11 protein-coding genes and 1 tRNA gene are annotated in these 14,547 nt (G+C 43.5%); 5 read left to right on the top strand and 7 right to left on the bottom strand.

Translation table 11 applies throughout. The features are described from left to right. Positions 1-13 precede the first annotated feature (13 nt). Both FTU82_RS06015 and FTU82_RS06010 read right to left on the bottom strand, forming a co-directional pair. Positions 14-99 (bottom strand) — tRNA-Leu (locus FTU82_RS06015). A gap of 169 nt (positions 100-268) precedes the next feature. After that, entirely contained in the window at positions 269-997 is a 729-nt protein-coding gene (locus FTU82_RS06010; RefSeq protein ID WP_100534866.1) for a hypothetical protein, read from the bottom strand. Positions 998-1,171: 174 nt separating this feature from the next. Here FTU82_RS06010 and FTU82_RS06005 point away from each other — a divergent pair, with 174 nt between their 5' ends. Then, positions 1,172-1,678, top strand: a complete 507-nt coding sequence (locus tag FTU82_RS06005; protein WP_005097708.1) for a hypothetical protein — start codon at positions 1,172-1,174, stop codon at positions 1,676-1,678. 52 nt (positions 1,679-1,730) lie between these two features. Here FTU82_RS06005 and FTU82_RS06000 read toward each other — a convergent pair whose 3' ends face one another. The 3 genes from FTU82_RS06000 to FTU82_RS05990 all read right to left on the bottom strand — a co-directional run bounded on the left by FTU82_RS06000 (position 1,731) and on the right by FTU82_RS05990 (position 4,498). Further along, on the bottom strand, positions 1,731-2,012 hold the full coding sequence (locus FTU82_RS06000) for a hypothetical protein (protein ID WP_005097706.1): 282 nt from the start codon (positions 2,010-2,012) through the stop codon (positions 1,731-1,733). A gap of 46 nt (positions 2,013-2,058) precedes the next feature. Then, entirely contained in the window at positions 2,059-3,381 is a 1,323-nt protein-coding gene (locus tag FTU82_RS05995; RefSeq protein ID WP_180101133.1) for a hemolysin family protein, read from the bottom strand. A 127-nt stretch (positions 3,382-3,508) separates the two neighbouring features. Further along, a complete protein-coding gene (locus FTU82_RS05990) occupies positions 3,509-4,498 on the bottom strand; it encodes a LysR family transcriptional regulator (RefSeq protein WP_005097703.1) in 990 nt (329 codons plus the stop codon). A 662-nt stretch (positions 4,499-5,160) separates the two neighbouring features. Between FTU82_RS05990 and FTU82_RS05985 the strand changes: the two genes are divergently transcribed. From FTU82_RS05985 to FTU82_RS05970, 4 genes are all read left to right on the top strand, one after another. Continuing rightward, positions 5,161-6,762, top strand: coding sequence for an isocitrate lyase (locus FTU82_RS05985; RefSeq protein ID WP_005169883.1), 1,602 nt, complete (start codon positions 5,161-5,163; stop codon positions 6,760-6,762). 258 nt (positions 6,763-7,020) lie between these two features. Beyond that, entirely contained in the window at positions 7,021-10,122 is a 3,102-nt protein-coding gene (locus FTU82_RS05980) for a multidrug efflux RND transporter permease subunit (RefSeq protein WP_180101132.1), read from the top strand. Between the two features lie 133 nt (positions 10,123-10,255). After that, entirely contained in the window at positions 10,256-11,596 is a 1,341-nt protein-coding gene (gene mgtE / locus FTU82_RS05975; RefSeq protein WP_180101131.1) for a magnesium transporter, read from the top strand. A 74-nt stretch (positions 11,597-11,670) separates the two neighbouring features. After that, a complete protein-coding gene (locus FTU82_RS05970; protein ID WP_005097695.1) occupies positions 11,671-12,252 on the top strand; it encodes a DUF4112 domain-containing protein in 582 nt (193 codons plus the stop codon). An 82-nt stretch (positions 12,253-12,334) separates the two neighbouring features. Here the strand turns inward: FTU82_RS05970 and htpX are convergent, their stop codons facing one another. Next, positions 12,335-13,240 carry a protease HtpX gene (htpX, locus tag FTU82_RS05965; protein ID WP_180101130.1) on the bottom strand — a complete coding sequence of 302 codons (906 nt, stop codon included), beginning with the start codon at positions 13,238-13,240 and terminating at the stop codon, positions 12,335-12,337. Between the two features lie 175 nt (positions 13,241-13,415). After that, positions 13,416-14,288, bottom strand: coding sequence for a lytic transglycosylase domain-containing protein (locus FTU82_RS05960; RefSeq protein WP_100329088.1), 873 nt, complete (start codon positions 14,286-14,288; stop codon positions 13,416-13,418). Positions 14,289-14,547: the final 259 nt, after the last annotated feature.

Genomic DNA, 14,547 nt, shown 5'->3' with positions numbered 1-14,547 from the left:
ATAAAGATTAAAATGGTGCCCGAGGCCAGACTCGAACTGGCACGCTTTGTGGGCGGGGGATTTTAAATCCCCTGTGTCTACCGATTTCACCACTCGGGCATGTGCGCAATAATAGAGGACGAAATAAAGCTTGGCAAGCACATTTCTAAATGATTGCTTTCTTTTCAAGCAATTCCGTGGCTTCTCTCTAAAAAATTAGCAGATCAATCTGTTTTTAAGGCCCCTTATTAGAAATATTCAAGATGGCTAATCAAAATAATAGAGCGAACTATGAGTTCTCGTCCAGATAACTGTCGACATCCAGATGCTTGATGGTTTTACAGTATTGATGCTCATGTTTCAGCAGTTGGATATATAACTCGGCATAGTGATTTAATTGCTGTTTTAGTTCGGCATGCTGAGGATGATTGTTTGAACAAAAACGTAATTTTAGTCGAAGCATACAGGTCTGTTTATAAGCCCAGAAGCAGATTCTACGTAATTGTTGCAACTGATAATGTTCAGTATTTTGGCTGTTTTCCCGGAACAAGTTTTCCCGATAAAAACGGATAAAGCCAAAGCTGACTCCAAAAAAGAATAAACTCCACATCAGCAGGCTACTTTGTACAAAAAACAGATTTAAGGTTTGTAGTATAATCACCACAGCCATCTTGATTGGGGTATGGCGTAATAACTGATATAGCGAATAAGAAGAATGCTGAACCTGTTGCAGAATTAAGGTGAGACTCAACATCAGGAACAACAGTATCGCCAAAATGGCATAACTTTGCGCCTGAAATTCGCTCACTTGCACAAAAGATTGCTTTATGACGTCACCGAACATCAAACTGACGGGAATAAAAATCATGGCTGCCAAGACCCAGGGAATCAAAAGCTTGGCTTTATCCCAGATCCCACGGATTTTGATCTGGCTATAGAACAGGTAATTGCCTTTAAATGCAGTCGGATACTGTTGTTGAAGTTGCTGCAGCAACAAAGTCACTTGGGTAGTGGGCATCATCCAGAGATTGATTCAGAAATAGACACAGGCACTATAGTCGATTTGACGCAGAATCACAGGACAAATCCATTTTCAGCGCTTATCATTGCTTTAATCACGAAGATTTTAGTTTTTTAGCCACGAATTATGCGAAAATAGCCGATTCAAGATTTATTTTTTTAAGGACAGTTTATGACTGATCAATCTCCTGAGGCGTTAAGCGACATCGAAATTTTAGACATCCTGCAAAGCATGAAAAAGGATGAACTAAATACTGAGGCGAAAGAAGTGATTCGTCAGGGTGGTAAAGCTGGTCGTCAGGAAGCGCATAAAGAAGCGTTAGTGGCATTGAATCAGTCATTTGAAGACAAATTTGTCGAAGCGGTATCTTTGGCTTTGGGCCTGAATACGGCACAAATCAAAAAAATCCGTTATAAAAAAGACCGCGTCCGTATTTTAAAAGCGCGCGGAATCGACTATATGGCGATTGATGGCGCTGAAACGGCACAAGTGCTGTCCCAGATTGCACAAGCGATTCTGCGTGAAGATGCGATTGTTACCCATGACCTGCATAATATTTTTCCATTCTGGAAAGAAGGCTGGCCTATGGTGCAGTTCGACAATGCTTACAAGATTCTAGAAGATGATATCCAGATTCACTATCAAGCTGTTTTAGATGCATTGTTAACAAAGATCTAAGCACCTCAATAGATGTAAAAAAGCACCGTTAGGTGCTTTTTTATGATTGAATTTACTGGTTTGAATAAAACAAACTTAAAATAAAACTGATAGGAACGATAAATAGTCGTCCCCATAAAATCAAAGGTATGGCCAAATACTGTCCCCAACTCATGGTTCGGTCATAATGGCCACGGTGACGCTGGTAACCATAAGGGGTAATGATGCAAGCAAAAATCAATAAAATGATCGCTAAAAACAAGAACAGCGGATTTTGTTGTTGAGCAAAAAAGAAATAGATTAAATACAGTCCTGAATAAAAACTAAAACAAGCCAACAGCGCAGAAATGGACATCACTCTATCCTTATGATTTTTATTTTAAAATAGAGGAAGAATCAGATTATTCTAATTCTTCCTGAATTAATGGATTGATTTCAATGATCCGAGTCACCAGCAACTGGTCAATCTTGAAATGATCGACATCGACGACTTCAAATTTATAACCGGCATGAATGACGGTATCGGCAGGACGCGGAATTTTACGCAGCTTGAACATCATAAAACCAGCCAGTGTTTCGTAATTTTCCTCATCTGGCATTGAGTCGATTTCAAGCGCATGTTTCATGTCTTCAATTGGCGTGCTGCCTTCAATCAACCAGGAATTATTGTCACGCTTAATAATTTGCTGATCGGCTTCAATTGGTGTCACCCAGTCGCCCATTACAGTAATCATAATGTCGGAGAGGGTAATCACCCCAACCACCAGCGCATATTCATTAATGACGACGGCAAATTTTTCCTTGGTCGAGCGAAAACGGTCCAGAACTTCCGATAAAGTTAAAGTATCCGGAATGGTCAGGACATTACGGATGGTATTTTCATTTAACTGTAGCAGCGACTGGTTATTCAGAATCCGCACCAGAATATCTTTGGCATCGACATAGCCAATCACACTGTCGATGTCATTGCTACACACCAGAAACTTGGAATAGGGATATTCCGCCAGCTTTTGCCGAATACTTTCTTCTGGTTCATTTAAGGTAAAGAACACCACATTCTCACGGGTAGTCATACTCGAAGGTACATTACGCTCTTCCAGCTCGAATACATTTTCAATGAAATGATGTTCCTGTTTTTGCAGTACGCCAGCCTGTGCACCTGCATCCATCACTGCGGAAATATCATCAAAGGTAATATTATCATCACGAATGGTATTCACTTTAAACAGACGGAACAGCATGTTGGCAATAACATTAATGAGCCAGGCCAAAGGCTTACAGACTTTAATGAAAATCTGAATGGGTTCAATGACCGAGACTGCGATCTTTTCTGGCGCAATCATGGCCAGACGTTTCGGCATCAAGTCTGCAAATAAAATAAATAAAGAAGTGACGACAGTGAAGGAAAGTGCAAAGCTAATGTTTTCAGCCCACGGACCCTGGTAAAAGCGGGAAACAAAATTAAAAATATAAGGACGGAAGGCTCCTTCACCTAAAATACCGCCAAGAATGGCGACTGCATTTAAACCGATTTGAGAGGCTGCAAAGAAGTCAGCAGAATTTTCTTGTAGATCTAAAACTTTTTGAGCGCGATGTTCACCCGATTCAGCCAGAATTTTCAGTTTGACTTTACGGGCACCTGCGAGGGCGATTTCTGTTAAAGATAAAAAACCGGCCCCCGCGATGAGTATTAAGATAATCACGATATTTTGTAAGAGGCTCACAAATCCACCTGTGGATGAATAGTATCTTGGGATATTTTTAACACAAAAAAAGGCTTGAGGTGTAAAAACTACCTCTCAAGCCTTCAAAGTATAATCTTAAAAAATAAGAATTTAGAAGAATTTGAGTTTAATAGTGTGAAAATTGAGAGTTATTGCTCAGGAATTCACGATTTTCTTCTTCAATCATTTGACGCGCAACATACAAAATCAGCTGACGTAACCAGCGATGTGCAGGGTGATGATGCAATAGAGGGCACCATGCCATTTTGAGTTCAAATTCGGGAATATAAAATGGTGGATCTTTCAGAATTAAATTATGATTCTTGGCTTGCAGGCGTGCGATCCGTGAAGGCAGGGTTGCCACCAGATCGACATTGGAGGCCAATAAACCTGGCATTTGATAATGACGGGTAAAGACCGAGATTTTACGTTTCTGGCCAATACGTTCCAAAGCCTGATCGATCCAGCCTAAACCGGCCTGTTTCTCCGGGTTGACCCCGAAGCCCACACCCATACCGGTTTTAGAGACCCAGATATGCTGTGCATCCAGATAGCTTTTTAAGTTCAGGTTGGTTGCAGCGGGGTGTTTATTGTTTAATAAACAGGAAAAACTGTCACGCCAGACCAGAACCTGATGAAAACTTTGCGGTATTTCATTAAAACGGTTAATCGCCAGATCAACTTTGCCTTGTTCCATGTCACGATAAGACACATCACTCGGGGTTAGAAAGTCCAAGACCACGTTCGGTGCTTCTGAACGTAAGGCTTTGACCAGCCGAGGAACCAGTGTCGCTTCGGCATAATCCGAGGTCATAATCCGGAAGACACGATTTGACGTATAAGGACGGAACTCGGTACGCGGTTCCAGAATCATGGACAAGTCAGCCAGCGCATCCCGGATACGTGGCTGTAACTCAAGTGCACGTTCTGTTGGTGTCATGCCTTCAGAAGAACGGATCAGGAGAGGATCATTAAATAAATTGCGTAATCGGCGTAAAATATTACTCATGGCAGGCTGGGTAACGCCCAATTGTTCGGCTGCACGGGTGACATTTTTTTCGCGAAGAAGTACATCAAGATAAATTAATAGATTGAGATCGACCCGCTCCAGATTCATAAAAGAAATACCGAGAATAAATACAAGAAATTATGCTGATTATGCCATAACTGCCGGGCTTTGTGTAAAGCGCTGATGAAAAAAAAGCCATGAGAAAGCAGATAAAATCTAGGGAATTGATGCAGGTTTAAGCTGAATGATTAATGATTTTATTCGACTGAGTAGAAGCACGGGCTAAGCAAAATTTCAGTATTTTTATGTATGCAGATCAACAGCTCCATAGCCAAGCTTTAAACTTTAAAAATACAGCTGTAATTGCGTGAATAATTGCGTGAAAAGTGTGCTATCTTGATAAATGCTTCAGCCTAAGAAATAATTCAAAATCATGATTATTTTTTAATAAAAGTGGATTTGAGCCAAGCCCAGACTTAAGTCTAATGAAGTATTTTTAAGCAGTCTGAAGGAAAAACGATCAATTTTATTTTAGTAAAATATAAAATAAAACAATATCTTATTTTAACATCACAGGATTATACTAAGACTTTCATCTACTCATTTTTTAAATAAATACTGAAGATTCTTGCAGACTATTGGATTAATTTTCATAAGCCCACTAATCTTTAGCTATCCCAACGGACCGGCGAAAATCTAAACAAGTTACTGAGGGTGTGATTTGAACGGTTCGTTGCAGAAAAATCCTAATATTATTACAGGAAAATATCATGACTACATACCAAACAGCGATTGATGCAATCCGCGAATTGAAAGCGAAATTCGGTAACACTTGGGCAGACATCAGTCCTGAAGATGCTGCGCGTATGCAAATCCAAAACCGTTTCAAAACTGGTTTAGACATTGCGAAATATACCGCGGCAATTATGCGTCGTGATATGGCTGCTTATGATGCAGACTCTAGCAAATACACTCAATCATTAGGTTGCTGGCATGGTTTCATCGCACAACAAAAAATGATTGCCAACAAAAAATACTTCGGTACGACTGAACGTCGCTACATTTACCTTTCTGGTTGGATGGTTGCAGCACTTCGTTCAGAATTTGGTCCACTTCCTGACCAATCAATGCACGAAAAAACTTCTGTTCCTGCATTGATCGAAGAAATCTACACATTCTTACGTCAAGCTGACGCGAAAGAATTGAACGACTTGTTCCGTGCACTTAAAAAAGCACAAGAAGCAGGCGATACTGCTAAAGCAGCTGAATTGACTTCACAAATCGACAACTTCCAGACTCACGTTGTGCCAATTATTGCGGACATCGATGCGGGTTTCGGTAACGAAGAAGCGACTTATCTTTTAGCTAAGAAAATGATCGAAGCGGGTGCATGTGCACTACAAATCGAAAACCAGGTGTCTGACGCGAAACAATGTGGTCACCAAGCTGGTAAAGTAACTGTGCCACACGAAGACTTCATCGCGAAAATCCACGCACTTCGCTATGCATTCCTTGAAATGGGTCTTGACGACGGTATCATCGTTGCACGTACTGACTCTGAAGGCGCTGACCTGACTCAAAAAATCCCAGTGGTTAAAGAGCCAGGCGACATCGCTTCTCAATATATCAGCTACTTGGAAACATCTGAAATTGATATCGCTGATGCACAAGAAGATGAAATCCTGATCAAACGTGATGGCAAACTTCACCGTCCTAAACGTCTTGCTTCTGGCTTGTACCAGTTCCGTGAAGGCACGCAAATTGACCGCGTTGTACTTGACTGTGTAACCAGCTTGCAAAATGGTGCTGATCTTCTTTGGATCGAAACTGCGACACCAAACGTTGCTGAAATCGCTCACATGGTAAACCGTGTGAAAGAAACAGTTCCAAATGCGAAACTTGTATACAACAACTCACCTTCATTCAACTGGACGCTTAACTTCCGTCAACAAGCGTATGACCGTTGGGTTGCTGAAGGTAAAGACGTTTCTGCTTACGACCGTGCTAAGTTAATGAGCGCTGAGTACGATGCAACTGAACTGGCTGCTGAAGCTGACGAAAAAGTTCGTACCTTCCAAGCAGATGCTGCGCGTGAAGCGGGTGTGTTCCATCACTTGATCACACTTCCGACTTACCACACAGCTGCACTTTCTACGCATGAACTTGCTCAAGGTTACTTCGGTTCTGAAGGCATGTTGGCTTATGTTGCTGGCGTACAACGTAAAGAAATCCGCGGCGGTATCGCATGTGTTAAACACCAGGCAATGGCTGGTTCTGACATCGGTGATGACCACAAAGAAATCTTCGCTGGTGACAATGCATTGAAAGCTGGTGATGACGCTAAAAACACAATGAACCAGTTCAGTGCTTAATCTGCTGAATTGATTCACCAAAAAACCCTGCATCTGCAGGGTTTTTTATTTGGAAAAATGCTATTAATAAATAGGAAATGGCAACCTCAAGAAAGTATTCAAGTAAGATCATCCATAATTTCTCCATGATTGGTTTTTATCACAGTTATTATGTGTTTAATTCTTGCATTTTACTGCTATGTCACTGAATACTTAGATATAGCTTGCTCGTATTTGGTCTAAATTCATCCCTATTTAATTAAAAAGTGACTCGGACTTATGCTGTCTAAATTTTTTATCCACCGCCCGATCTTTGCTGGGGTATTGGCGATTGTCGTGATGGCGATTGGCCTGTTCGCAGTGATGAACCTGCCAGTGGAACGTTATCCGGATATTGCCCCGCCACGGATAACGGTGGCAGCAACCTATAGTGGCGCTTCTGCGGAAACTGTGGAAGAAAGCGTGACCCAGGTGCTGGAGCAGCAGATTAAAGGGATTGACCATTTACTGTATTTTAGTTCGAGTAGTGATTCTTCAGGGCGCAGCCGGGTCAGCATCAGCTTTGAAAATGGTACCGACCCCGATACAGCACAGGTTCAGGTACAAAATGCGATTAATGGGGTATTGAACCGTTTACCGGAAGATGTCCAACGCCAGGGCGTTAACGTGTTTAAATCTCTCGGCGATACCCATATGGTGATCAGCCTGTATGATGAGTCCGGCCGCAGTAACAATATTGAACTTTCTGATTACTTGATGACACATCTGGAGCAGGACATTTCCCGGATTGAAGGCATTGGTGAAGTCGATGTTTTTGGTTCTCAATATGCGATGCGGATCTGGCTGGATCCAGGAAAACTCAAACAGTATAAGCTGATGCCAAGCGATGTTCGTGCCGCCATTGAAGCTCAGAATACTCAGGTGGCTGCGGGCGCGATTGGGGATTTTCCGGCAGTGGATGAACAATACCTGAATGCTAAAGTCACCTCGGGTTCCCGTCTAAAAACCGTTGAAGAATTCCAGAATATTATTGTCAAATCGGATCGTGCCGGTAGTTTTATTTATTTAAAAGATATTGCACGGGTCGAACTTGGTGCTGAAAGTTATCAGTCTTATAGCACCAACAATGGTTATCCTTCGGCAGGTCTTGGGATTTCTCTGGCCTCAGGTGCCAATGCCATTGCCACCTCAAACTTGATTAAAGCTGAAGTTGCCCGTATTTCCCAGCAATTGCCCGAAGGCTATAAAATTGCCTACCCACGAGACAATACGCCCTTTGTACAAGAGTCGATTAAAGAGGTGGTCAAAACCCTGATCGAAGCGATCATTCTGGTTATCATGGTGATGTTCATTTTCTTGCAGAACTGGCGTGCCACCTTGATTCCTACCGTAACGGTGCCGGTGGTGATTTTGGGAACCATGGCAGTGCTGTATGCACTGGGCATGAGTATCAACACCTTGACCTTATTCGCTTTGGTTCTGGCCATTGGTCTATTGGTTGATGATGCGATTGTGGTGGTAGAAAACGTGGAACGGCTGATGCATGAACAGCATTTGTCTGCCAAAGAGGCGGCGTTAGAGTCCATGCAGGAAATTAGTGGGGCATTGGTCGGAATTACCTTAGTTCTAACCGCAGTCTTTATTCCGATGGCGTTCTTTGGCGGTTCTACCGGGGTGATCTACCGACAGTTCTCCATCACTTTGGTTGCGGCCATGTCCTTATCCTTATTGGTGGCCTTGATTCTAACCCCAGCACTGTGTGCGCTCATTCTGAAACCGAATCCGAAACCGGCAAAATGGGCGGCATGGTTTAACCAGAAGCTGGATCATTTAAAGCATCGTTATCTGCATCTTTCCAAAGTCACGATTCAGCATCAGGCCATTTGTTTACTGCTTTTTGCCGGCTTGATCTGTGTCTTTGCACTGTTTTACCGTGCTTTGCCAACCAGTTTTTTGCCGAGTGAAGATCAGGGGATTTTAAGCCTGCAAATCAAAGTGCAGGAAGGTGCTCCGATGAAAAATACCATTCAGGTCGGAGAAGAGGTTCGTAAATATTTTCTGGATCAGGAACAGGCCAATGTCAGCCTGGTGATGATTCGTTATGGCCGCAATTTCTCGGGAACTGGCCAGAATCTGGCCACCGGTTTTGTGGCATTAAAACACTGGAATGAACGTTCCGGTCAGGACAATACCGCACCCGCGATTCGTGAACGGGCTTTGAAGCATTTTCAAAGTAACCCTAATGCACAAATCAACGTATCCATGCCCGCGTCAGTCAATGGTCTGGGACAAACCGATGGTCTGGATTTCTGGATTCGGGATATCAATGGTAATGGCCGGCAGTATCTGGAACAGCAATTTCAGGCACTGGAAGCTCAGGCTGGCAATTATGCAAGCTTTGAAAATCTGGGTAAACGTTCTAATCCTGAAAAAGCCGAACTACGCGTCAATATTGACCAAAAACAGGCCATGGCCAATGGTCTGACCCAAACGGCAATTAACAGCACCTTATCTAGCGCTTGGGGTGGCAGTTATATCAATGACTTTATTGATCGCGGCCGGATTAAACGGGTGATCATGCAGGGCGATGCCGAATTTCGTTCCAAGCCGGAAGATCTGGCACAATGGCATGTCCGTAATGACCAGAATCAAATGGTGCCTTTTAGTAACTTCTCGCAAGTGGACTGGAGTGGTGGTCCGGAAGTGGTCAACCGTTTCATGGGCTATACCGCACTACAGATGGAAGCGGATCGGGCTCAAGGCAGCAGCTCCGGTCAGGCCATGCAGGATGTAGAGGCGCTGATTGCTGAACAGGACGGCGTAGATGTGGTCTGGAGCGGTTTATCCTTTGAAGAAAAACAGTCCAATAATCAGGCCATCTGGCTGTATCTGATTTCGATAGGTTTTATTTTCCTGTGTCTGGCCGCATTGTATGAAAGCTGGAGTATTCCTACTGCAGTGATGTCAGCAATTCCTCTTGGTATTGGCGGCAATATTATTTTCAGTTATTTGGCTGGCTTCCCGAATGATATCTATTTTCAGATTGCCTTGCTGACCACCATTGGCTTGTCCTGTAAGAATGCCATTCTGATTGTGGAATTTGCTTCGCTGGCACAGCAACAGGGCAAATCGGTGGTGGAGGCAGCATTAGAAGGTGCGTCCTTGCGTCTGCGTCCGATCCTGATGACTTCCTTGGCTTTTGGCGCCGGGATTTTACCTCTGGTCTTTGCCACGGGAGCAGGTGCGGTAAGCCGTCAGGAAATTGGTGTCAGTGTATTCGGCGGCGTAATTTTTGGAACCGTGCTGGTGCTAATTTTTATTCCCTTTATGTATGTGATGATTCGAAGTTTAATGGCTAAAAAAGAACCGGTTGATTCATGATCGTGCGCTCAGAAAAACAATCAATAGCCTGACTCAATCCGGCTGTGATGATTTAGATGCACTGAGAGCAGGGGTAATGTTCGGAGGATGATGCTAAAATCCACGCCTTTGCGCTTATAGCCATGGACTGCCTATGCCGAAAATTTCAGAAAAAATACAGCATATTCAACAACAGATCCGTTCTGAACACCATGCTATGGCGATTGGCTTATTAAATGATCTGAATGTCGCCGATCAGGCCAGTATTTTAAAAGGTTTGAAGTTAGAAGAACAGATCCGGATTTTTCAGGAACTCAAAGAACCGAGCCGGGTATTCGAGTTTATGCCACTCAGCCAACAAGTCAGTCTGGCTGAGCAATTACCGGTCGCACAGATTATTGCGATTTTAAATGCGCTCGATTCGGACAACTTTGTCGATGTTTATAAACGATGTTCTCCACAGCTGCAGCAGCAGCTCATGGCAAAATTGTCCGAAGCGAGTCGGCAAACCCTAAAAGATCTGGCGATTTATCCTGAAGGGACTGCTGGTGCGCTGATGAGCTCCAGTTTTGTTTCTTTGCATCAGGATCTGTCGATTCATGACGCTATCCAAATGTTGCGTGTGGTGGCCGCAGATCAGGAAACCCTGTATCTGATTTATATTGTTGATGAGCAGGACCAGCTGATCGGGGTAGTCTCTTTAAGGCAGATGATTCAGGCCAGTCCTGAAACCAGCATTGCCGAAATCATGCAAAGAGATGTGATTTACGCCAAGATTGGGGATGACCAAGAAGATGTTGCAAAAACTTTAACCTATTATGATTTTATGGCTTTGCCGATTGTCGATGAGCATAAAAAAATTCTTGGAATTGTCACTTATGATGATGCCATGGACATCATGGAAGCCGAAACCACCGAGGATATTTTAAAGTCAGGGGCGGTTGAGCCTTTAACTGAATTAAGTTTAAAAACTGCGCCTATTTTTACACTGTATCAGAAGCGTGTATCTTGGCTGGTGATTCTGGTCTTTGGCAGTCTATTGTCCGGCATTGGCATTGCACATTATGAAGAGACCATTGCCGCGCATATTGTTCTGGTTTTTTTCCTGCCATTGCTGGTGGGCAGTGGCGGTAATGCCGGCTCGCAGTCGGCGACCTTGATGGTGCGTGCTTTGGCCACCGGTGATGTAGAATTTAGAGACTGGTTTAGCCTGCTCAGCCGGGAAACCTTGGTGGCGTTGTGTCTGGGTGGCACCATGGCACTGGCTGTCTCGGTGTTGGGTTATGTCCGAGGGGATATCATGGTGGCTGTGGTTCTAGCGATCAGTATGCTCGGCATTGTGCTGATGGGCTGCCTGATTGGCATGAGTCTGCCTTTTATTCTGAACAAGTTTAAGATGGATCCGGCCAGTGCCTCTGCACCTTTGGTGACCTCTATTTGTGATGCCACCGGTGTGATTATTTATCTATTTGTTGCTTCCAAATTATTGTTTTAATTCACAGATTGCTACAACTTTGGTCTCAAAATAATTTATGCTGATGAAAGTCAGTCCTATTTTTGGAATCACATATGCCTGAGCCTGGACAAAAAACAAAACTGAGTCAACAAGAGGTCATTCGTCTGGAACGTGATCTGGCCAAGTTTGCCAACATGATGGATTCAGTGGTACGTATTCCATTTACCAAGCAAGGGGTAGGGGCAGATGCCGCGCTGAGTACGATTCCGGTCGCTGGAGATATCGCCGGTTTTGTATTGACCTGTTATGCCATTCATAAGGCCAAACAGATTGGGGTGCCGAGTGCCAAGCTGAATCCGGTCATGAAACTGGCGGTGATGGATGCAGTGGTTGGATTTATTCCAGTGGCAGGCACCATTTTTGATATTTTTATTCGTCCCAGTCGCAAGGCGCTTGATGTGGTGCATGTTCATATTCGCGAAGAATATCAGATTCACAGTGATCGACATGTGGTACACCCTTTTTTGCATGAAAGCCTGGAACGCAAACAGCAGCAATCTGCATTTTGGCGCAATCCTGTAGTGGCCTGGATCTGGATTCATATCCCGGATATTTTAGGCGCCTTGTTCCTGATTCTATTTGTTTTTGCGATTGGGTGGGGTGCGATGGCGTTGTATCAGTGGATTAGCGCATAACGGCCTATATAAATAATGAATAATTGAATCCAATAAAAAAGCCTGCAAGTGCAGGCTTTTTTCAATCAATGAATAGTATTACTTAAGCACAATCAAGCTGTTGTAGTGCAGCAACACGTTGTTCGATGCTTGGATGCGTCTGGAACAAGGCAGCAAGGCTAAAGCCTTCTTCTTTACCCGCAGAAATCGCAAATGCTTTCATTTCTTTCGGCATGGCATCTGGCATTTCAGACTCTGCCTGTAAGCGCAATAATGCTGAAATCATAGCCTGTTTACCTGCCAAGCGCGCACCGGCTTCATCGGCACGATACTCACGCTGACGGGAGAACCACATCACAATCGACGACGCCAGAATACCGAATATGATATCCAGTACGATGGTAATTACAAAATAGGCAATACCCGGTGCTTCACCTTCTTCACGACCAAAAACGTTACGGTCAATAAAATCACCCGCAACACGTGCGAAGAACATGACGAAGGCGTTCACAACACCCTGAATCAGTGCCAGAGTGACCATATCACCATTGGCGACGTGACCAATCTCATGCGCCAATACTGCACGAAGCTCGTCTTTGTTCATACGCTCCAGCAGGCCAGTCGATACGGCTACTAAAGCATCGTTTTTATTCCAGCCAGTGGCAAAGGCATTGGATTGATAAGATGGGAAAATACCCACTTCCGGCATTTTAATGCCTGCACGCTGAGAAAGTTGTGCAACTTCATGGAGCAACCAGGCTTCAGCTTGGTTACGAGGTGCATTCGGGTCAATAAGTTCAGTACCCGTGGTCTTTTTCGCCATCCATTTAGACATGAACAGGGAAATCATTGAGCCAACCATACCGAACACGAAACAGATGACCAACAGGTTGCCTAGATTCAAGCCACCTGCGCCATGGTAACTACCGACACCGAAGAGTGACAAGATAATGCCAGCTACAACCAGTACCGCGAGGTTGGTTAGCAAGAACAAACCAATCCGCATCATTGAGAAATCCTCTTATTACAGAAAAATAATCTGATTATTGAATGTAAATCATTGAAATCAATATGAGGTGAAATCGATAAGATTTCAAGAAAAAAATAGCAATTCGCTACAAAAAGACAGTATGTTTTTTGTCCATATTGAAAGATAGGTCTTTAAAAACAAAGCTGTTTCAAAATTACTCACTTAAATATATTTTTGCAGATGCTGTCGCATTGGCATTGGCATAAGAACCCATCGGTGCATCAGTGAAGCTACCATCTGCTCGTGCAATGATCTGACGCTGATATTTTGCCGCCTGAACATTGGACGCCGTCGTGGTTTCAGTTGAATAATTGGCAGAGCTGGCAATGACACGACCAGTATCAGAGGAAGCGGTATATGTACCACTGGTGCTACCCAGTCCCTGTGCGTACAAGTTCTGATAACGGCTGCTGACACGGCGGACATAGTCCTGAGTTTCACGAAAAGGTGGCACCCCCTTATATTTGGCCACATTGCCTTCGCCGGCATTATAACCTGCCAGTGCCAAGGTGGTATTGCCATTAAAGCGTTTCAATAACCAGGCCAGATATTTGGCCCCGGCCATAATATTCTGCTGCGGGTCATAGGCATTGCTGACATTAAAACGACGTGCTGTCGCCGGCATGAGTTGCATCAGGCCTTGTGCACCGACTGGAGAGCGAGCCTGTACATTAAAACCGGACTCGGTATGCATCACGGCTTTGATCAGGCCTTCAGAGACACCATAGGTTTGCGCTGCCTGGCGAATAATCGAATCATAAGCATTTTTATTTCTACTATAGCTCGGCAAGACCGAAGCTTCACTGGAACCCCAATTGCTATAACTATGAATATTACTGTCTGGATAATAGGTCTTCTTTTCAACCTGAAGATGGTTATAGCGACTTTTCTTATTGGTTAATAAGGTGCTGCCATTGCTATCGCGCAACTGATAAATGGTTTGACCGGCATAGACCAACTGGCAACAACTCGCCAATAGCACAGCACTGATCCCATGACACCCCAAAACACGCAAATTTATTTTCATTGTTTATATTAGGTAAACACAATCGAGAAAAATTTAATGATGAGTTTAACAAAAAATTACGGAATAGAAAGACTTGTACGCTGCATTTATAAACGAGTTTGTAAGTGCAAGCCATTTTTTACATTTTAGAGTTAGAAAAAAAAATATGATTTAATTTAAAACCTTAGGGTTGACAGGTTTAACTAGTTGATTTTTATTAATAATTAAATTGGTTAAAAAGTGATCAATTCAAAGAAAAGCCTTATCTTTTGAGACGAAG

Origin of the sequence: Acinetobacter sp. YH12151 (assembly GCF_013418355.1) — a bacterium.
Taxonomy (GTDB): Bacteria; Pseudomonadota; Gammaproteobacteria; order Pseudomonadales; family Moraxellaceae; genus Acinetobacter; species Acinetobacter pseudolwoffii.
Note: the sequence above shows the minus strand (reverse complement) of the source record. Positions and strands in the feature narration are given on the sequence as shown.

Coding starts and splice junctions, on each gene's coding strand:
- FTU82_RS06000 (WP_005097706.1), bottom strand. CDS start 2,012: ATGTCCATTTCTGCGCTGTTGGCTTGTTTTAGTTTTTATTCAGGACTG.
- FTU82_RS05970 (WP_005097695.1), top strand. CDS start 11,671: ATGCCTGAGCCTGGACAAAAAACAAAACTGAGTCAACAAGAGGTCATT.
- FTU82_RS06005 (WP_005097708.1), top strand. CDS start 1,172: ATGACTGATCAATCTCCTGAGGCGTTAAGCGACATCGAAATTTTAGAC.
- FTU82_RS05960 (WP_100329088.1), bottom strand. CDS start 14,288: ATGAAAATAAATTTGCGTGTTTTGGGGTGTCATGGGATCAGTGCTGTG.
- FTU82_RS05985 (WP_005169883.1), top strand. CDS start 5,161: ATGACTACATACCAAACAGCGATTGATGCAATCCGCGAATTGAAAGCG.
- FTU82_RS06010 (WP_100534866.1), bottom strand. CDS start 997: ATGCCCACTACCCAAGTGACTTTGTTGCTGCAGCAACTTCAACAACAG.
- htpX (WP_180101130.1), bottom strand. CDS start 13,240: ATGATGCGGATTGGTTTGTTCTTGCTAACCAACCTCGCGGTACTGGTT.
- FTU82_RS05980 (WP_180101132.1), top strand. CDS start 7,021: ATGCTGTCTAAATTTTTTATCCACCGCCCGATCTTTGCTGGGGTATTG.
- mgtE (WP_180101131.1), top strand. CDS start 10,256: ATGCCGAAAATTTCAGAAAAAATACAGCATATTCAACAACAGATCCGT.
- FTU82_RS05990 (WP_005097703.1), bottom strand. CDS start 4,498: ATGAATCTGGAGCGGGTCGATCTCAATCTATTAATTTATCTTGATGTA.